This is a genomic window from Rhizobium sp. BR 315 (assembly GCF_050577975.1).
Lineage (GTDB): Bacteria > Pseudomonadota > Alphaproteobacteria > Rhizobiales > Rhizobiaceae > Rhizobium > Rhizobium miluonense.
This window is the reverse complement of the sequence record NZ_JARWKZ010000038.1, coordinates 21,466-41,013: the sequence shown is the minus strand read 5'-3', so window position 1 is coordinate 41,013 and position 19,548 is coordinate 21,466. Positions and strand designations below refer to the sequence as shown.

The 19,548-nt window shown below is 61.2% G+C and carries 14 protein-coding genes; 10 read left to right on the top strand and 4 right to left on the bottom strand.

Features of this window, described 5'->3' with window-relative positions:
* Positions 1 to 43 precede the first annotated feature (43 nt).
* The gene (locus tag QD409_RS26280; RefSeq protein ID WP_092848542.1) at positions 44 to 1,612 is read right to left on the bottom strand and encodes a phytoene desaturase family protein; all 1,569 of its coding nucleotides are present in this window, start codon (positions 1,610 to 1,612) and stop codon (positions 44 to 46) included.
* A gap of 396 nt (positions 1,613 to 2,008) precedes the next feature.
* On the opposite strand from QD409_RS26280, the gene QD409_RS26275 reads away from it, so the two are divergent.
* The 3 genes from QD409_RS26275 to QD409_RS26265 all read left to right on the top strand — a co-directional run bounded on the left by QD409_RS26275 (position 2,009) and on the right by QD409_RS26265 (position 4,989).
* Complete coding sequence (locus QD409_RS26275) at positions 2,009 to 2,791, top strand: cyclase family protein (protein ID WP_092848551.1); 783 nt, start codon at positions 2,009 to 2,011, stop codon at positions 2,789 to 2,791.
* Between the two features lie 77 nt (positions 2,792 to 2,868).
* Entirely contained in the window at positions 2,869 to 4,458 is a 1,590-nt protein-coding gene (locus tag QD409_RS26270; RefSeq protein WP_430764049.1) for a phytoene desaturase family protein, read from the top strand.
* Between the two features lie 24 nt (positions 4,459 to 4,482).
* Entirely contained in the window at positions 4,483 to 4,989 is a 507-nt protein-coding gene (locus QD409_RS26265) for a MarR family winged helix-turn-helix transcriptional regulator (RefSeq protein ID WP_092848557.1), read from the top strand.
* Positions 4,990 to 5,046: 57 nt separating this feature from the next.
* Here QD409_RS26265 and QD409_RS26260 read toward each other — a convergent pair whose 3' ends face one another.
* Positions 5,047 to 6,606 (bottom strand): indolepyruvate oxidoreductase subunit beta family protein, encoded by a 1,560-nt coding sequence (locus QD409_RS26260; protein ID WP_092848560.1) that lies wholly within the window; start codon positions 6,604 to 6,606, stop codon positions 5,047 to 5,049.
* Positions 6,607 to 6,615: 9 nt separating this feature from the next.
* Positions 6,616 to 8,769, bottom strand: a complete 2,154-nt coding sequence (locus QD409_RS26255; RefSeq protein WP_092848562.1) for an indolepyruvate ferredoxin oxidoreductase subunit alpha — start codon at positions 8,767 to 8,769, stop codon at positions 6,616 to 6,618.
* 376 nt (positions 8,770 to 9,145) lie between these two features.
* Here QD409_RS26255 and QD409_RS26250 point away from each other — a divergent pair, with 376 nt between their 5' ends.
* The 5 genes from QD409_RS26250 to QD409_RS26230 all read left to right on the top strand — a co-directional run bounded on the left by QD409_RS26250 (position 9,146) and on the right by QD409_RS26230 (position 14,516).
* Positions 9,146 to 10,681: an ABC transporter substrate-binding protein gene (locus QD409_RS26250; protein ID WP_092848570.1), complete on the top strand. Its 1,536-nt coding sequence runs from the start codon at positions 9,146 to 9,148 to the stop codon at positions 10,679 to 10,681.
* Between the two features lie 227 nt (positions 10,682 to 10,908).
* Positions 10,909 to 11,916, top strand: a complete 1,008-nt coding sequence (locus tag QD409_RS26245; RefSeq protein ID WP_092848579.1) for an ABC transporter permease — start codon at positions 10,909 to 10,911, stop codon at positions 11,914 to 11,916.
* A gap of 37 nt (positions 11,917 to 11,953) precedes the next feature.
* Positions 11,954 to 12,802, top strand: coding sequence for an ABC transporter permease (locus QD409_RS26240; protein ID WP_430764048.1), 849 nt, complete (start codon positions 11,954 to 11,956; stop codon positions 12,800 to 12,802).
* A complete protein-coding gene (locus tag QD409_RS26235; RefSeq protein ID WP_092848591.1) occupies positions 12,799 to 13,671 on the top strand; it encodes an ABC transporter ATP-binding protein in 873 nt (290 codons plus the stop codon). The genes QD409_RS26240 and QD409_RS26235 overlap by 4 nt, the downstream gene beginning before the upstream one ends.
* A complete protein-coding gene (locus tag QD409_RS26230; RefSeq protein ID WP_092848599.1) occupies positions 13,668 to 14,516 on the top strand; it encodes an ATP-binding cassette domain-containing protein in 849 nt (282 codons plus the stop codon). Before QD409_RS26235 ends, QD409_RS26230 begins: the two co-directional genes overlap by 4 nt.
* A 13-nt stretch (positions 14,517 to 14,529) precedes the next feature.
* Here the strand turns inward: QD409_RS26230 and QD409_RS26225 are convergent, their stop codons facing one another.
* Complete coding sequence (locus tag QD409_RS26225; RefSeq protein ID WP_092848609.1) at positions 14,530 to 16,140, bottom strand: AMP-binding protein; 1,611 nt, start codon at positions 16,138 to 16,140, stop codon at positions 14,530 to 14,532.
* Between the two features lie 300 nt (positions 16,141 to 16,440).
* Here QD409_RS26225 and QD409_RS26220 point away from each other — a divergent pair, with 300 nt between their 5' ends.
* The gene (locus tag QD409_RS26220; protein WP_430764047.1) at positions 16,441 to 18,759 is read left to right on the top strand and encodes a bifunctional salicylyl-CoA 5-hydroxylase/oxidoreductase; all 2,319 of its coding nucleotides are present in this window, start codon (positions 16,441 to 16,443) and stop codon (positions 18,757 to 18,759) included.
* Positions 18,760 to 18,766: 7 nt separating this feature from the next.
* Positions 18,767 to 19,546, top strand: a complete 780-nt coding sequence (locus QD409_RS26215; RefSeq protein ID WP_092848623.1) for an SDR family NAD(P)-dependent oxidoreductase — start codon at positions 18,767 to 18,769, stop codon at positions 19,544 to 19,546.
* Positions 19,547 to 19,548 lie beyond the last annotated feature (2 nt).

The following is a 19,548-nucleotide window of genomic DNA, read 5'->3' as shown; positions in this document are numbered from 1 at the left end:
ATATTTGAAACGTCAAAGGTTTGGGCGTCAAGTCGCTTGGCAGTCACTTGGCCAGCATTTTCCCCAGCATGAAACCGGAACCGGCACCCGTTCCCGCACCCGGCCATGTCGAGGCCCCGCACATGAAGAGCGAAGCGACCGGCGTCTTGTAACGCGAATAGCCGGCAACGGGGCGGAACAGGAAGTTCTGGTCGAGGTGATGACTACCCGAGAGATTGTCGCCGCCGACGAGATTTGGATTCTCGCGTTCGAGATCGACGGGAGAAAAGACCGAACGGCCCAATATCTTGCCACGCAAGCCTGGGGCGTAGCGCTCGATGATGTCGAGGACCCGCTCCGCATAGGCATCCTTGATCGCGTCCCAGTTAGCGCCGGTGATTTCGCCTGCGGCGTCGCCACGGAATTGCGCCGGCAGGACGCGCACCTGTATCCAGAGCACATGCTGCCCGGGAGGCGCGCGCGAGGGATCGATGGCTGTAGGCTGGCCGACCACCAGGGCAGGCTCGACAGGCAGCAGGCCGCCCATCGCCTCAGCATAGACGCGGGACATCATTTCGAGATCCGGCGCGATATGCACATAGGCGAAATTCTGCAGCGCCTTGCCCGCCGTCCAGTCCGGAAGACCCGATAGCGCCAGATGGATCATCATCGTGCCGGGGCCGGCACGGAAGCGGGAAACCTTGCCGTCGAATTCCTGCCGCGACGGATCCTGATCGAGAAGCTTGCCGAAGAGGATCTGCGGATGGATGTTGGCGATAACGGCGCGCTTCGCTTCATAGCGGCGTCCATCGGCAAGAACGACGCCCGTCGCCTTCCCGCCTGCCGTGACGATCTTGTCGACGCGCGTGCCCAGCATCAATTCGCCGCCCTTGCTCTTCAGCACGGCCGCCATCGCCTTGATGATCGTATCGGCTCCCCCCTTGCCGATCACCATGCCGAAGGCCTGATTGGCCATGGATTCGAGATAAGGAAACAGCGCACCGCCGGCGACATCGGGCGCAAAATCGAGATGCAGCCCCCAGGCAGCCATCATCGTCTTGAGCTTGGTATTCCGGAAGCGGGCGTCGAGAAAATCGCGCGGCGAGGCAAACAGCGTGCGCGCCGTGTCGTAGACCCAGCCAGTCCCCTTTTCGCGCCACGCCTTCCAGACGACCTTGGCGGCGGCCATGGAGGGCATGGGCGAGCCGAGCAGACCGAAGATATGCGGAGCATCCGCACCGAACTGCGAGAGCATATTGCGCCAGGCGGCAGCATCCTGCGGCGATATATCGGCGATGGCACCCGCAGTCTTCTCCAGATCGGTACTGACGCCGAGGTAGCTATTGTCGCGGAAGACGCTGGCGAAGCAATCCGCAGCGGGCACGAAGCCGAGGCCTTCGGCCAACAACTCATTCTTGTACTGCGCAAAGAAGGCGGAGCCGGCGAACATGGAAAGGTTCATTGCGCAAAGATCGTGCCTAAAGCCGGGCAGCGTCACCTCGCGGGTTTTGACCGCGCCGCCCGGCTCGGCATTGCCCTCGATGACGGCAACCTTCCAGCCTTTCGCCGCCAGATGCACCGCCGCCGCCAGGCCATTGTGCCCCGCTCCCACTATGATCGCGTCATAGCTCATCGTTCGCCCCTCACTCGTCGGTGATTATTATTGTCACATGCATACATCTTGAGCTTTAAGCTTCAAGTATTTATTAGCGCGAATTTTATCTACAAAGACAATCCTGGATAGAATTGAATCAAGTCACTCTCGAAATTTACCTTCATTTTCAGCGCTTTGCCTGATCCGGGAAAGCAACTTAAAAGGTGTCAATTTTGGACGCTGGACCCATCGCGCGATGCTTGCAATATCATATATTGTGACATAGGCTTCCCTCATTCTGCCGCCGCGCGGACCCGGTGCCGGGAGGAAAGGCACCCCGCACCTGGCGAAAACGACTTCAAGCTCGACCTCGAAAAAGAACTCGCCAGGCGGCTTCTTGCATGGGGTCATGCGACAACAAGGGGAACCCAACATATGACCGCTACCACACTCGCCAGCCTCGCCTCGGCCCTGCTTTCAGGCTCCGTCAAGGTCGTCGATCTCACCGCGCCGCTCGGCCCGGACACTCCGGTGCTCTACCTGCCGCCACAGTTCGGCAAGAACACGCCCAAGGTCAAGGTCCACACAATCTCCGAATACAACCAGGACGGCCCGTTCTGGGCCTGGAACTGGCTGGAACTCGGCGAGCATACCGGCACTCACTTCGATGCACCCTGCCACTGGATCACCGGCAAGGACAATCCGAACAACACGACGGATACCATCCCGCCGCAGAATTTCGTCGCTCCGGTCAACGTCATCGACCGCTCCAAGGAAGCCGCCGCCAATCCCGACTATCTGCTGACGGTCGACAGCATCAAGGAATGGGAAGCCCAGCATGGCGCGATCGATGCCGGCACCTGGGTGCTGCTGCGCACCGACTGGTACAAGCGCAACGGCTCGACCGAGGCCTTCCTGAACGCCGATGAAAATGGCCCCCATTCTCCCGGCCCGACGGCCGAGGCGATCGAATATCTGCTGAGCAAGGGCATTGTCGGCTGGGGTTCGGAAACGATTGGCACCGATGCCGGATCCGCCGGCGGCATGAACCCGCCCTTCCCGGCGCACAACCTCATGCACAAGGCCAACCGCTATGGCCTCGCCAGCCTCTCCAATCTCGATCAGCTTCCGGCCAAGGGCGCCGTGCTGATCGCCGCTCCGCTGAAGTTCGTCAAGGGAACCGGCTCGCCGGTTCGTGCTTTGGCGTTGATTGCATGATAGTCTGGGAAGGCTGGGGCCTGGGGTAAATTAGGCCCCTCCTTTCCACTTTATCTTGCCTATGAGGGGCAGCGGCAATGGGCGATCATGATTACATCATCGTCGGCAGCGGCATCAATGCGCTTGTCGCGGCCGCAATGCTCGGCAAAAAGGGCCACAAGGTGCTCGTCCTCGAGCGCAACGACCGCATAGGCGGTTGCCTGCGCACCGAAGAGATCACCGAGCCCGGCTTCATCCACGACGTCATGGCAACGACCATGGTGCTGTTCCTCACCTCGCCCGCCTATGGCGCCATCGGCAAGGATCTCGAGGCGCGCGGCCTGGAATTCGCCCATGCCGACCTTCCCACAGGCGTGCTGCGGCCCGACGGTTCGCATGTCATCTTCTCCAAGGACAGGCGGCGCAATATCGCCACCTTCGACGAATTGTCGCTCGGCGACGGGCAAACCTTCTCTCGTGAGATGGAAGCACTTGCCGCCGACGCGCCATTCCTGTTTTCCCTGCTCGGCGGCGCACTGTGGTCGGGATCGACCCTTAAGACTGTTGCCAAGCAAGGCTGGAACCGCGGCCTGCGCAAGCTGGCTGCCTGGTTTGGCGACGCCTTGACGCCGGCACGCGGCTATCTCGAAACCAGTTACAGGTCCGAGGATATCCGCGCACTTTGGGCGCCCTGGGTACTCCATTGCGGCCTCGGACCCGAAAGCGCCTACTCCGCCGAAATGCTGAAGGTGATCGGCTTTGCACTGGAACTCGGCGGTGCGCCAATCGTCAAAGGTGGCGCCGCGAAACTGCTCACGGCCTTCGAACAACTGATTACCGATCACGGCGGCGAAATCCGTGTTGGCGCCGATGTCGCAGCCATCATTCCAGGCCCTAATCGCCGTGCTGACGGCGTGCGCCTTGCAAGCGGCGAAATCTTGAGGGCCAAATCCGGCGTCATCTGCTCGATGACACCCAACCAACTCTATGACCGTCTGATGGGGGATTGGCCGGATCCGATGCCGGTCGAGGTCAAATCCGGCGTCGCCAACTACCGTTACGGCAAGGGCGACATGCAGATCCACTATGCGCTCTCGGAGCCGCCGCGCTGGAAGGCCGATGCCGAACTCGGCAAGGTTGCGCTGCTGCATCTGACCCCTGGCCTCGACGGCGTCTCGCGCGCCGCCAACGAATGCGAGCGCGGACTATTGCCTGCCGAACCCACCGTCTGCGTCGGGCAGCCCGTCGCGCTCGATCCGAGCCGCGCACCGGAAGGCAAATCGATCCTCTGGCTGCAGCTTCCAGAAGCACCCCGCCATATCAAGGGCGACGCCGCGGGCGAGATCGCAACACCGGAGGACGGCCGCTGGACGGTAGAGGTGCGGGAACGCTACGCCGACCGCATCGAAGCGATGCTAGCAAGCCATATCGAGAATTTCTCCAACATAAAGCTCGCACGGCGATCCTATTCTCCGGGTGATCTGGAAGCGATGAACATGAACCTCGTCGGTGGCGACCCCTATGGCGGCTATTGCGGCCTCGACCAGTTTTTCATCTGGCGTCCCTTCAAGTCATCTGTTAACCACCGCACCCACATATCGGGCCTGTACCACATCGGCGCTTCCGCGCATCCCGGTCCAGGCCTTGGAGGAGGCTCCGGCTTCCTGCTCGCATCATCGCTGAAGTAACAAGTTTCCTAGGGAGCATCGTCGATGGAAGAACGGTTTTCAGGCACCGTTTTGAGGCGCAAGCGGGATGAGAACGCTAAGCGCCCGACCATGGGCGAAATCGGCCTCAATCATTTCGCGCCCTATCTGATGAACCGGCTGATGGCGCGCTGGAACGCCAATCTTTCGGAAGAGCTGCGCGAATACGACATGACGACCGCCAAGATGCGCGCGCTCGCCGTCCTTTGCGTTTCCTCCAGCGTTACCATCAACGAGCTCTCCGTCTTTGCCGTAACCGAGCAGTCGACGATGAGCCGCACCTTGGATTCTCTCGAACAGCAGGGCTACATCCGCCGCCAGCCGCGTGTCGAAGACATGCGCATCCGCGACGTCTCCATCACCGAGGAAGGCCGCGCCGCCTTCGAAAAGGTGTGGCCGACCATGTACGACCTCTTCCTGCAGATGTTCGACGGCGTCGACGAGGCCGAATATCGCACTTTCATCTCGACACTGCACAAAGTGCTGCACAACATCCGCAAGCACGAGATCTGAGGAGGGCTGCTTATCCGCCCCTGGCGGGCGAGATAAGGCTCCGCACTCGCCGCAACCTCAGAGCGTCTCCACAGTCTTCAACGCGCCATCGAGAGCCGTACCCTTCTCGTCCAGCAGCGCCGCCTGCCGCAGTCGCTTCATCCAAGCGGCTCCGTCCTCACGATCGCGCAGCATCGGCAGGGCCGACATGACGCGATCGAACTTCGACAGACCGCGCGCATGCGTATCGGAATAGCCTTTGACAAGGCGGCGGTTGCCGAGCACCTCGACGGCGAGATCGTAGTTCGCCGCCAGCAGGTTGGTCGCGGCCGTGAGCCAGGCTTCGCGATGCTCGACCTCGCGCGAATGACGCAAAGTGCCGCGACGGATACGGCGCAGCGCAGAGACCGTATAGAGGCCGAAGAACCAGAACAGCGTGCCTGTCTTGACGCGCCGGCCCTTATTGACGAAGCGGTCGAGCCGCGCGAACAGGAGCGGCCGGCTCTCGATCCACAGGCCCATGCCCTTCGGCATCGTGCCGCAGACTTCATCCATGCGCGGATGCATGTATTCCGTCATGTAGACGATCTGGTCGTCCTTGGCGCCGACCTCCTTGCGCACCCGCTCGAAGCGCGAGCCGCGCACCTTCAGATCGGCGACGCGAATGACATCGTCGTAAGCCATGGCAACGGCAACATATTTCGCCGCCTGGACGGTGAAAGCGAAGGTTTTGTCCGCGCCCCCGGCTTTACGGTCAAGCGCATGAAGTGCAGCGACACGGGTCAGATACTCATCGGCATAGGCCGGATCCTGATAGTCCGTGAGCCTCCTGGCGCCGGCAAACAGAAGCGGATGAGCCACTTCCGGAAATTCCGCACGGATGCGATTGACCAGCCGGTCGAGTGCCGGGTGGCCGGCCGTGTCAGGCAGAGCATCGAAATGCTTCGTCGGCGTCGCGGAAACCGCATCGCGCGGCTTTTCCTTAACCCTGTCGAAAGCGGCATTGAACGCTTTAAGGCTCGGCTCGATGCCCTTGCCGCCAGCGCGGATCATCGCTTCGAAGGCCTGCTTTGCGAAAGGAAGCGCACCGGAGCCAGCCAGCGCCCCGAACATGGACGCAGAAATCACGCTGCCGTTCCTGACGGCCAGCGTCTCCATATCGAAGGCGATGGTGCGTTTGGCGGCGAAATCCGTGGCGTCGACCACGACTTCCGGGTTGCCGATGCCATCGCCTGGCTTCTCTTTCTCGCCCACCGCGAAAGAGCGATGCGTCGAGGCGATCAGCACGGTTTTGTCCGGCGTGACGAGGCCGCGCAGCACGGAACGGCCGGCCTCCATCAACTCGGCCGCCATGACGACATCGACATCGCCCGGCGTCGGCATCAGCGAAAAGATCGGCGCGTGGCCGTCGCGGGCCGGCAGCATCTCGATATAGTAGATCGTCGCGCCCGTTCGCTGCGCCACGCCGGGCACGGATGTCGTCTGCGCCATCCATCCTTCGGCTTCGGCAAGGCCGACGATCCAGTCGGCCAGCACGCCGCCGCCCTGCCCGCCCATGGCGAGAATGGCAAGTGACAACGGCTTGTCCGTCGAAAGTCTGTTAGCGCCGAGATCACTCATACTTACATGCTCGTTCATATCGCCCTCTCAATCTGCGAAGACGATGCGGCCGGCGCGGCGACGCGCCTGCAACCAACCGATAACGCGGGAACGCAGGCGGGCAACGAAGCGATCCCAACCCGTTGGATTGTGGATGATATCGGCACGGTAGAAGGAGGGACAGAGCGCCGCCGCCTCCGAAACCTCGCCGCAATTCCCGCAGCCGACGCAATTATTGTCGATCGCCGCCACCGGATCGTCCTTCAGCGGATCGTCGGTATGCTTGACCGACAGCGAAGGACAGCCGGAAAGACGGATGCAGGCGTGATCGCCGGTGCAGACGTCTTCATCCACGCCGAAGCGCTCCTTGACCATGCGCTTGCCGTCCTTGACCGCCTTGGCGAATTGCGGCTTCACGCGGCGCTGCTTGTTGAGCATGCATTCCGATGAGGCGACGATGATCTTCGGTCCCGGCTCCTTCGAGGTCAGCGCCTCACGCAGCGTGTCGCGCATCTTGCCGACATCATAGGTCCGGTCGATCTGGCGCACCCAGGTCGCGCCGATGCCCTTGACCGCATTGACGATTGAATTGTTGGTCTTGCGACGCGGATTGAGCGCGCGCGAGGACGGTATGTCCTGCCCGCCGGTCGCCGCCGAGTAATAGTTGTCGACGATGAGGATGACGCCGTCCTGCTTGTTGAAGACGGCATTGCCGACGGAGGTCGCCAGACCGTTGTGCCAGAAGCCGCCATCACCCATGACCGAGATCGCGCGCTTGTCGGCCGCGACATTGAAAGCCGAGGCGGCAGCCGGCCCAAGCCCATAGCCCATGGTCGTGCTGCCCAGATTGAAGGGCGGCAGGATCGAGAACAGGTGACAGCCGATGTCGCCGGAAATGTGGTGCTGGCCAAGCTCGCCTTCGACCAGCTTCATCGCCGCAAAGATCGGCCGCTCGGGACAGCCGATGCAGAAGCCAGGCGGGCGCGGCGGCACGACTTCCGCCAATGCCTTGATCTTCGGGTCGTTGAGGATCGGCGTCGGATCCGGCAGCGGCGCCTGGTTGCCAAGCAGCACGCGCTGATGGGTTTCCAGGAAATTCTTGATGCCCTTCATCAGGACAGGCGCGGTATATTCGCCGCCCATCGGCAGGACATCTTTGCCCGCGACCTTGGTCTGGATATCCCGGCGCCGCAGGATGGTGTTGAGCGACTGCTCGATATATTCGGGCGCCCCCTCCTCGACCATCAACACCGCTTTCTTATTGGCGCAGAATTCGGCCATCTGATCGTCGATCAGCGGATAGGCGACGTTGAGAACGTAAAGCGGCACGGCGGAATTACCGTAGACATCGGCAAGGCCGAGCTGCTGCAGCGCGCGCATGACGCCATTATAGGCGCCACCGAGCAGGATGATGCCGACCTCGCCCTCGGAGGGACCGAAATACTCGTTGAGCTGGCGTTTCTTGATGAAATCGACCGCCGCCGGCCAGCGTTTCTCCAGCTTCTCCTTCTCGTGCAGGAAGGAAGCGGGCGGCAGCACGATGCGGTTGACGTCACGGATCGGCGTCTCCAGCGCCTGCTTCAGCGTATAGGCCGGGCGCTTGTTGTCCTTGGCGACGAACTGGCCGTGCACATGACAGCTGCGGATGCCGACCTGCAGCATGACTGGCGTGTTGGAGGCCTCGGAAAGCTCGAAACCCTCCTCGACCGCCTGCACGATCGACGGCAGGTTCGGGCGCGGATTGAGCAGCCACATCTGCGATTTCATCGCATAGGCGTGGCTGCGCTCCTGCATGATCGAGGAGCCTTCGCCATAATCCTCGCCGATGATGATGAGCGCGCCGCCTGTGACACCGCCCGAAGACAGGTTGGAAAGCGCATCGGAGGCAACGTTCGTGCCTGCCGTCGATTTCCAGGTGACGGCGCCGCGCACCGGATACATGACGGAGGCCGAAAGCATGGCGGCAGCCGCCGCTTCAGATGCCGAGGTCTCGAAGTGGACGCCGAGATCCTCCATCACGTCCTTGGCATCGGCCAGCACGTCCATGAGATGGGAAATCGGCGATCCCTGATAGCCGCCGACATAGGATACGCCGGACTGCAGAAGTGCCTTGGTGATTGCGAGAATACCCTCACCGCGGAAGACATCGCCTTCCCCGAGCTTCAGATCCTCGACCTCGCGCGCAAAAGATCGCTCGGCCATAGATGTTACCCCTTTGCCCTACGGGCTTCTTTTAAATCATTTGCAAAATCATATTTTGAACCTCCATGGGCTGTCAACGAACAAATAGGAGATATCATACGCCATATTGCCATTGTAAGCGGGAACAAAGCAGCCATCTTCGGAAACCGCAACCGCCACACCAACGATTGCCAACGCATATATATGCATACGCATAAAATATAGGCACCTTATCAAGGCACATGACAATCAGGGATCTGGATTTTTTGAAAGGGTCAGAGAAAGCGCTTGCCGCTCCGAAATACGTATTTTAAGATTAAAACATTCCGACAATAAATCGCCAGTGGCAGGCGGGCGTCATGCTTTTTCTGCCGCTTAACAGGGGAACGGAGTGACCATGACAACACTTACTCGGCGCGAGGCCCTGAGCCTCGGCGCAGCAGCATTCATTACTGGGATTCTCGCAGGCCGGACGCCTGTGGAAGCCGCCGAAGCCGGCACGCTGACCATCGCCTTCAACGTCAACCTGCCGTCCTTCGACCCGACTACCGGGCCGTCGGCAGTCAACCCGACGATCCAGGCGATCTATCGCTCGATTTTCGACCAGTTCATCGGCCAGGGGCCGGACCTGAAATTCCAGCCGGGCCTACTCACCGCCTGGGGCTGGAACGACGACAAAACCAAGGTCTGGATGGACGTCCGTGAAGGCGTCACCTGGCATGACGGCTCCAAGTTCACGCCGGCAGACATCGTCTGGTCGCTGGAGCGGGCCGCCAAACAGGAAACCGGCAACCCGATCCAGTTCATCTGGTCGACCGCCAGCAATTATAAGGTGGAAGGCAACCGCATTACCGGCGATGTCGTCCGCTTCGAGCCGACCTTCTTCAAGTGGATGGCGTTCCTCACCGGCTACGTCCTGCCGAAGGACTATTATACCAAGGTGGGTGCGGAAGGTTTCGAGAAGAAGCCCATCGGTACTGGCCCCTATATGGTCGACGCCTATGAGGGCAATTCCTATCTGCGCCTGAAGGCGAACCCCAACTATTTCGGCGGCAAGCCCGCCTTCGACACTGTTATCTTCAAGTTCGTGCCCGACACGACGAGCCGCGTCGCCGAAATCGAGTCCGGCTCGTCCGACGTGACGCTGGAAATCCCTTACGAAGATTTCGACCGGCTGAAACAGAAGTCCGGTCTGGCCGGCGTTGCCACTCCGATCTCCGACATCGGCATGATCTTCATCAGCAACGTCGACCCGATGCTCGATAAGAATGTCCGCCTTGCTGCCAACATGGCGATCGACAAGGACGCGATCATCAAGCGGCTGCTGCGTGGCTACGGCAATCCGCTGTCGACGCTCGAAGCTCCGGAATACGAAGCCTACGATGCCTCCATCAAGACCGCTTACGATCCGGAACAAGCCAAGAAGCTCCTGGCTGCCAGCGGCTATTCGACGAAAAAGCCGGTCAAGTTCACCATCAAGACGACCCGCGGCTTCAAGCCGAAGGACTACGAGATGATCCAGGCGATCGTCGGCATGTGGCGCAAGGTCGGCATCGAGGCTGAAATCGAAGTCTACGAAATCGCCAAGCACTACGAGCTGCGCGCAGCCCACAAGCTCGGGCCGGCGGCTTTCTACAACTGGGGCAACGCCATCGGCGACCCGACGACCTCGACCGGCTTCGCCATGTTCGGCCCCTCGCCGCACTCCGCCTGGAAGACCAAGGATGTCGACGACATGCTGGGGCCACTCTGGGTGGAAAAGGATGAGGCCAAGCGCATTGCCGGCTGGAAAGCGGCGATCAAATACATCGCCGAACAGGGCTATGTGATCCCGCTGCTGCAATATGTTCAGCCGATCGTCTACAAGTCGAGCCTGAAGGTAACGCCGAACGTTTCCGGCGCCTTGCAGCCGACGCTGGTGTCTAAGGGTTGATACGTCTAGCTTTGACCGTGTGGCCTTGCCCCCTCACCCTAGCCCTCTCCCAGCAAGCGGGGAGAGGGGACGACTTTTGTATCCTCGCCGGAACGCGTCGTTAGGGGTAGGCTGTAGATGCCTCTTTCCCCTTCTCCCCGTCAAAACGGGGAGAAGGTGCCCGACAGGGCGGATGAGGGGCTCAGGGCTCTCATCGCAATCAGCCGTGCGATCGGAATTCATAACGAATGATAGCAGTTTCCATTCTCAACCGCCTGATCATGGCCGTCGTTACGCTCTTTGGCGTAGCGCTGATCGTCTTCGTGCTACTGCGCGTCGTGCCGGGCGATCCGATCGCCATGATGATCTCACCGGGCGCAAGCCCCGCGGACATCGCAGCGCTCCGCGCCCATTACGGTCTTGATGCAAGCCTGACAACACAGTTCGGAATCTGGCTGAAATCGGTCCTCATAGGTGATTTCGGGACGTCGATCTCCCTGAAGCGTGATGTGCTATCCCTGCTCGGAGAGCGCCTCCCCGCGACGCTGGAACTTGCTTTTGCGGCCCTCGTATTGGCGGTTCTTCTCGGCGGTGCGGTCGCCATCGTCGGCACGCTTGCCCGCCGCACGATTTTCGAGCCCGTTATCGACAGCCTCAACGGCCTTTTCCTCGCCGTTCCGGATTTCGTCTGGGCTCTAGCGCTGGTCCTGGTTCTGGGGGTCCTGTTTCCGCTTTTCCCGCTCTCCGGCCGCATCGATCCGAGCATCGACGTGCAATTCGCAACCCCCTTCTATCTCGTTGAAAGTCTGGTGACGCTTCGCTTCGGGATCTTGGCCGACATCTGCGCGCATATGGTCATGCCGGTCCTGGCGCTGGGCCTGCCGCTGGCAGCCATCATCGCTCGCGTGCTCAAAGCCGCGCTCTCCGAGGCCATGGTGCAGGACTATATTCTGCTCGCCAAGCTGAAGGGCATGTCCGATCTGCGGCTGGTGCTGCAGGAAGCGCTGCGCAATGCCGTCGGCCCGACGATCGCGCTGACCGGCGTGCAATTCACTTTCCTGATCGGCGGCACCGTCATCGTCGAGCGCATCTTCGCCTATCCCGGCATCGGCAACATGGCCATCGATGCTGTCATCAACCGCGACCTACCGCTGATCCAGGGGCTTGTCCTGGTCTTCGGCGCCATCTTCATTCTTGTCAATCTGGCGGTCGATCTCCTGGTCGCGGCCTTCAATCCGAGGCTCGCCCATGGCTGACGTCACCTCGCCCGCCCTACCGAGACCACCCTCAAGAATGGCGAAACGCATTCGGGCACTGCTCTCCGAGCCGAAAGTGATCTTCGGCGGTGGCTTCATCCTGATCCTGATCATTCTCGCAATCTTCGCGCCCTATATCGCGCCGAAGGATCCGCTGGAGCAGGACCTGATGTCCGGAACATTACCGCCGGCCTGGGTGGATGGTTCCGATCCGGGCTTCCTGCTCGGCACGGATGATCTTGGCCGCGACGTGCTGTCCCGCGCCATCTTCGGCACGCGCATTGCTTTGACGGTCGCTTTCGTTGCGGCAGGGCTCGCGGCCTTCATCGGCACGCTGCTCGGCCTCCTCGCCGGCTGGTACGGCGGCTGGATCGACAAGGTGATCTCGCGCCTCGTCGATATCTGGATGGCCTTCCCGCCGGTGCTGCTGTCGATCCTGCTGGTCGCGGTCTTCGGATCCGGCGTGCATTCGGTCATCGCCGCCATCGTCATCATCGACTGGACGCGCTTCTGTCGCGTCGTGCGCTCCGAAACCCAGGCACAGGCGCAGATGGATTACGTCACCGCCGCCCATACGATCGGCTTTTCGCGGGCAAGAATCCTCTTCAGCGAAATCCTGCCCAATGTGACGCCCGTACTGATCGCCCTCGTCAGCCTGGAAATGGGCATCGCCGTCATCGTCGAAGCCATCCTGTCCTTCGTCGGCCTGTCGGTCGCATCCGACACGCCGACATGGGGCGGCATGATCGCCGAGGGGCGGCAGATGATCTACCAGGGCTGGTGGGTGCTGGTGGTGCCGCTGATCGCCCTTTTCGCGACGGTGCTGGCCTTCAATCAACTCGGCGATGGCCTGCGCCGCGCCCTCGATCCGGTGATGCGCCGATGACATCTCCGCTTCTTTCCATTGCCGGCCTTAGCGCCGTATCCGACCGCGACGGCGGCGCACTGATCCTGCGCGACGTTTCTCTCACGCTTGAGCGCGGCGAAGTACGCGGACTCGTCGGCGAAAGCGGCGCCGGAAAATCGACCATCGCCAAGGCGCTACTCGGCATCCTGCCTCGCAGCGTCCGCATCACCACCGGCTCGATTCTGTTCGAGAACCGCGGCCTTCTCACCCTTTCCGCGAGGGAATTGCGCGGCATCATGGGCAGCGAGATTTCGCTGATCCCGCAAGACCCGCAAACGGCGCTCAATCCCGGCCGCCGTATCGAGGCGCAACTGACCGACGGCCTCCGATTGAAGCGGGGCATGTCATCACGCGATGCTCGGCAGCGCGCGCTGAAACTGCTTGATGAAGTCCATATCCACAATCCCGAACGCGTATTGCGCGCCTATCCCCACGAATTGTCCGGCGGCATGCGCCAGCGCATCTTGATCGCCGCCGCCTTCGCACTGGAGCCGAAGCTGGTCGTGGCCGATGAGCCGACAACGGCGCTCGACGTCACCGTGCAGAAGCAGATCCTGCGGCTGATCCGCGGTCTGCAGGAGGCGCATGGCACCGCCGTCATCTTCGTCACGCACGATCTCGGCGTCGTCGCCCAGATCTGCGACAGCGTGACCCTGCTCTACGCCGGCAAGGTCATCGAAGAGGGGCGCACGAGCGACGTGCTCGCGCATCCCCAGCACATTTACACAAAATCGCTTGTTGCCGCCGGCCCGCGCTACGACCGGCCGGATGCCGGGCTGACACCGGTTCCGCAGGCTGTGTTCGACCAATTGCGCCGCGAGATCGGCATTGCGAAGGAAAGCCGATGAGCGTTTCCGACACCCTCCTGTCTGCTAAGGGCGTTGAGGTCACCTATGGTGCCAAACCACATCTCTTCGGCCCGGCGGGCCATGGCATCAAAGTGCTGCACGGCGTTGATATCGACATCCGCCGCGGCGAGACGGTCGGCATCGTCGGCGAAAGCGGCTCGGGCAAAACGACGCTGGGTCGTGCGCTGCTGCGGCTCGTCGATGTGACGGCAGGCGGCATCCATTTCGACGGCAAGGACATCACCCGCCTGCCCGATGCCGAAATGCGGCCGTTGCGCCGCCGCATGCAGATGATCTTCCAGGATCCGATGGCTTCGCTCAATCCACGCCACACGATCCGCCGCATCCTCGTAGAACCGCTTCTCCTGCATAGACTTGCGGCAGACCGGAAAGGCGCCGAGCGACAGGTTGCTGAAATCCTCGAGCGCGTGACGTTGCCGCAAGCCTGCCTCGATCGCAATCCGCATGAGCTTTCCGGCGGCCAGCGCCAACGCATCGGCATCGCGCGGGCGGCCTTGTTGAAGCCGGATTTCGTGCTTGCCGACGAGATCGTTTCCGGCCTCGACGTGTCGACACAGGCGCAGGTGCTCAATCTGCTGAAGGAACTTTCGCGCGACCTCGGCCTTTCCATGGCCTTCATCAGCCATGATCTCTCGGTCATCCGCGCCGTTTGCGACCGCGTCTACGTCATGCGCCTTGGCCGTGTCGAAGAAGAAGGCGATTGCGAGCGCGTCTTCACCGCACCCGCCTCCGCCTATACGCGCATGCTGCTGGACGCTATTCCCCTGCCGGAAATCGACCCGAAATGGCTTGGGCGCGATGCGGGACAGGAGCACGCAGCCTGAAAAGGCATTTCCGCTATTTGAGGCGGAAACGCTGTATCTTGCCCGATTCCGTCTTCGGCAAAGCCTCGACGAAGATGATGGAGCGCGGATATTTGTAGGGCGCGATCACGGCTTTGACGTGATCCTGCAGCGCCTTGACCAACAGCTCCGAGCCGGAAACGCCCGGCGCCAGCACCACGTGGGCCTGAACGATATGGCCCCGCTCTTCATCCGGCTTGCCGACGACGGCGCATTCCAGCACGTCGGCATGCGAGAGAAGCGCAGCTTCCACTTCCGGCCCGGCAATATTGTAACCGGCGGAAAGGATGATGTCGTCGGAGCGTGCGGCGAAATGAAAATAGCCTTCTGCATCCTGAATGAAGCTGTCGCCCGTCAGGTTCCAGCCGTCACGCACATAATCGGCCTGCCTGTGGTCTGCGAGATAACGGCAGCCGATCGGCCCGCGAACGACAAGCTTGCCGATCGTGCCGCGCGGAACCTCGTTCATCTCGTCATCGACGACGCGGGCCTCATAGCCCGTCAGCGGCTTGCCAGTGCTCTTCGGCTTGGCATCGGAGAGCCGGTTGGAGATAAAGATATGCAGCATCTCGGTCGAGCCGATGCCGTCGAGGATCGGCTTGCCGGTCTTGCGCGTCCACTCCTCGAATATCGGGCCGGGCAGCGTCTCGCCGGCGGAAACCGCAATGCGCAGGGACGAAAGATCCGCCCCCTCCTCCATCGCCGCCAGCATGGCGCGATAGGCCGTCGGCGCGGTGAAGCTGATCGTCGCGCCGTATTCCTGGATGATCTCGACCATGTTCTTCGGCGACGCATTTTCAAGCAGGGCCGTCGATGCGCCGAAGCGCAGGGGGAAGATAACCAGGCCGCCGAGGCCGAAGGTGAAGGCGATCGGCGGCGAGCCGATGAAGACATCATCGGGCGTCACCTGCAGCACTTCCTTGGCATAGGCATCGGCGATGATCAGGATATCACGATGGAAATGCATGGTGGCCTTGGGCACGCCCGTCGAGCCCGATGTGAAGCCGAGCAGCGCTACGTCATCCCGGCCGGTTTTGACCGCTTCGAAACGAACGGGCTTGTTGAGCGCGACGCGATCGAGTTCGGCATCGTGGTTGGCGGTGCCGTCGAAGCCGATGACCTGCTTGAGGAAGCGGCTGTCCTTGGCTGCCGTGACAAGCTCCTCCAGCAGCCGTGTATCGCAGAGCGCGAAGGAGATTTCCGCCTTGTCGATGACCTTGGAAAGTTCGCCTGCCCGCAGCATTGGCATGGTATTGACCGCCACGGCACCGGCCTTCGTCACTGCCAGCCAGCAAGCAATCATCGCCGGATTATTACCGGAGCGGATGAGAACGCGATTGCCGGGTTTAACGCCGAAGTCTTCGACAAGCGCATGGGCAATACGGTTGGTCCAGTCCGCCAGCTCCTTATAGGTGCGGCGACGGCCATTCCCGATCAGGGCCACATGGTCGCCGAAGCCCTTCTCGACCATTCGGTCGCTGAGCTCGAAGCCGGCATTCAGCCATTCCGGATAATCGAAACCATCCATCAACAGCTCGGGCCATTCACCCAAAGGCGGCAGATTGTCTCGTGTGAATGTATCGATGTGACCGGTCGGTCCCAGCATTGCCTCGCTCCCACATGCTTCTCGATCAATCGCCATCATCGCCGCCTCCCCAGGGCGGTATGTGTGACGTCGCTAAAAAGATCGCACCGCCGAATGAAATGTTCAAGCAAGAAATTTTAAGCCTAAAATATTTTTGCCTATCATTTGATTTAAAAGGACTTTTTGAAATTTTCGCGGTATCGTGCAAACGCTCGGCCCCAAGATTCCGGAACGAAATCTCTTGACGAATGCCAGCAGCGAGATATTTTAAACTTAAATGATTTTTCGGAACCAACCTCGGTTTCACAGGAGGGAAAAGCGATGCGCATCGTCTGTATCGGCGGCGGCCCCGCAGGGCTCTACTTCTCGCTTCTGATGAAGAAGCTCCATCCCGAGCATTCGATCCGCGTCGTCGAGCGCAACCGCCCTTATGATACCTTCGGCTGGGGCGTCGTCTTCTCCGATGCCACCATGGTTTCGATGCGCGAATGGGATCCGGAAAGTGCTGCCGAAATCGAGGACGCGTTCAACCATTGGGACGATATCGAAGTCCTATTCAAGGGCACGCGCCAGCGCACATCGGGCCACGGCTTCGTCGGCATCGGCCGCAAGAAGCTTTTGAATATCCTGCAGAAGCGTTGCGAAGAGCTCGACGTCGAGCTGATCTTCGAAACGGACGTCAATTCCGATCTCGATTACCCCGACGCAGATCTGGTCATCGGGTCGGACGGCCTCAATTCCAGGGTCCGCAATCATTATCCGGAAATTTTCCAGCCTGATATGATCACCCGGCCGAACCGCTATATCTGGCTCGGCACGAACAAGCTTTTCGACGCCTTCACCTTCGATTTCCGCCGCACCGACCACGGCTGGTTCCAGTCGCATATCTACAAGTTCGACGACAAGACCTCGACCTTCATTGTCGAGACGACGGAAGAAGCCTATCTGGCCCACGGCCTCGACAAGATGGACCAGGACGGCTCCATCGCCTTCTGCGAAAACCTGTTTTCCGAAGTGCTCGACGGCGCTTCGTTGATGACCAATGCCCGCCATATCCGTGGCTCGGCCTGGCTGAACTTCAACCGCCTGATCTGCGGCAAGTGGAGCCATTTCAACGGCAATTCCCATGTCGTGCTGATGGGCGATGCCGCTCACACCGCGCATTTCGCCATCGGTTCCGGCACCAAGCTTGCCATCGATGACGCCATCGAGCTAACCCGCCAGTTCCAGATCCACGGGCACGAGAAAGACAAGATTCCGGCCGTTCTGGAGACCTACGAGGAAATCCGCCGCGTCGACGTCGCCCGCATCCAGAATGCCGCCCGCAATGCGATGGAATGGTTCGAAGTCGTCGGCCGCCGCTATGCCGACACGCTCGAGCCGCCGCAGTTCATGTATTCGATGCTGACGCGCTCGCAGCGCATCAGCCACGAAAATCTAAGGCTCCGCGACAAGACCTGGCTTGAAGGCTATGAGCGCTGGTTTGCCGAGAAATCCGGCCTCACCGTCGGCAACGATCGGTGCCTGCCACCGATGTTCACACCCTACCGGCTGCGCGATGTCCAGCTCGTCAACCGCATCGTCATGTCGCCGATGGCGATGTATTCGGCTCAGGATGGCGTGATGAATGATTTCCACATCATCCATCTCGGCTCGCGCGCTCTTGGCGGCGCCGGACTGATCTTCGCGGAGATGACCTGCGTGACCCCGGACGCGCGCATCACCCCTGGCTGCCTCGGCCTCTGGAACGAGGAGCAGGCTGCGCAGTGGAGGCGGCTCGTCGACTTCGTTCATGCGAGCAGCGCCGCCAAGGTTGGTATCCAGATCGGCCATGCCGGACGCAAGGGTGCGACGAAACTCGCCTGGGAAGGGATCGACCAGCCGCTTATCGAAGGCGACTGGCCGCTGATCTCGGCATCATCAGTCCCCTACCTCAAACACAGCCAGGTGCCGAAGGCCATGGATCGCGCCGACATGGACCGCGTCAATGCCGATTTCATCCGCTCGACCAAGCTAGCAATCGAGACAGGTGCCGACTGGCTGGAATTGCACTGCGCCCACGGCTATCTGCTGTCGAGCTTCCTGTCGCCGCTGACCAATCTGCGCGACGACGAGTATGGCGGCAGCCACGAAAACCGCGCCCGGTATCCTCTTGAGGTCTTCAAGGCGATACGGGCGATCTGGCCGGCAGACAAGCCGATCTCGATCCGCCTCTCCTGCCATGACTGGACCGATGGCGGTAACACGCCGGAAGATGCCGCGATCTTCGCCGCCATGTTCAAGGAAGCCGGCGCCGACCTGATCGATTGCTCTTCGGGCCAGGTCTCCAAGCAGGAAAAGCCAGTTTACGGCCGCCTGTTCCAGACGCCTTTCTCCGACAAGATCCGCAACGAAATCGGCATTCCCACGATCGCCGTCGGTGCGATCTCGGAGGCCGACCACGCCAATTCGATTATTGCCGCCGGGCGAGCCGATCTCTGCGCCGTCGCCCGCCCGCATCTGGCGGATCCAGCCTGGGCGCTGCATGAAGCCGCCAAGATTGGGCTGACTTCTATTCCCTGGCCGAAGCAATATCTCTCGGGCAAGATCCAGTACGAAACCAACCTCGCCCGCGCGGCCACCGCCGCACCGGCGAAATGAGGATGAAATGACGACTTCGGGCAAACTCGCTGGCCGTCACGCCCTCGTCACCGGCGCCGGCAGCGGCATCGGTGCCGCGATCGCCAGGGCGCTCGTCGTCGAAGGAGCGCATGTCAGCCTGGCCGGCCGCCGCAAAGAGCCGCTTGAAGCGGTTGCCGCCGAAATCGGTGCGCATGCGTTCGTGGTCGATGGTTTCGATGTCACGAGCCCCGACGCCGTAGCCCGGGGCCTCGCTAACGCGCGCGAAAAATTCGGCCCGGTCGATATCCTCGTCAACAATGCTGGCGAAGCGCCGAGTGCTCCCTTCGAGAAGACAAGCCTGGAAGCCTGGAACCATGTCCTCTCGGTCGACCTGACGGGCGTTTTCGTGGTGACGCAGGCAGCCCTTCCCGACCTGAAAGCTCGTGGTCCCGGCGCGCGCATCATCAATATCGCCTCGACAGCCGGCTTGAAGGGATACGGCTACGTCTCGGCTTACGTCGCCGCCAAGCATGGCGTCGTCGGCCTGACCCGCTCGTTGGCGCTCGAACTTGCCAAGACCGGCATCACGGTCAATGCCGTCTGCCCAGGCTTTACCGATACGCCGATCATCCAGCGGTCGATCGAGACGATCGTCGCCAAGACCGGGCGCACGCCCGAACAGGCGCTTGGCGAGTTCACGAAATCCAATCCGCAGGGACGGCTGATCAAGCCGGAAGAGGTTGCCGACACCGTGCTATGGCTGGCATCGCCTGCAGCGGCATCGATCAATGGACAGGCAATTGCGGTTGCCGGTGGGGAGATTTAAGG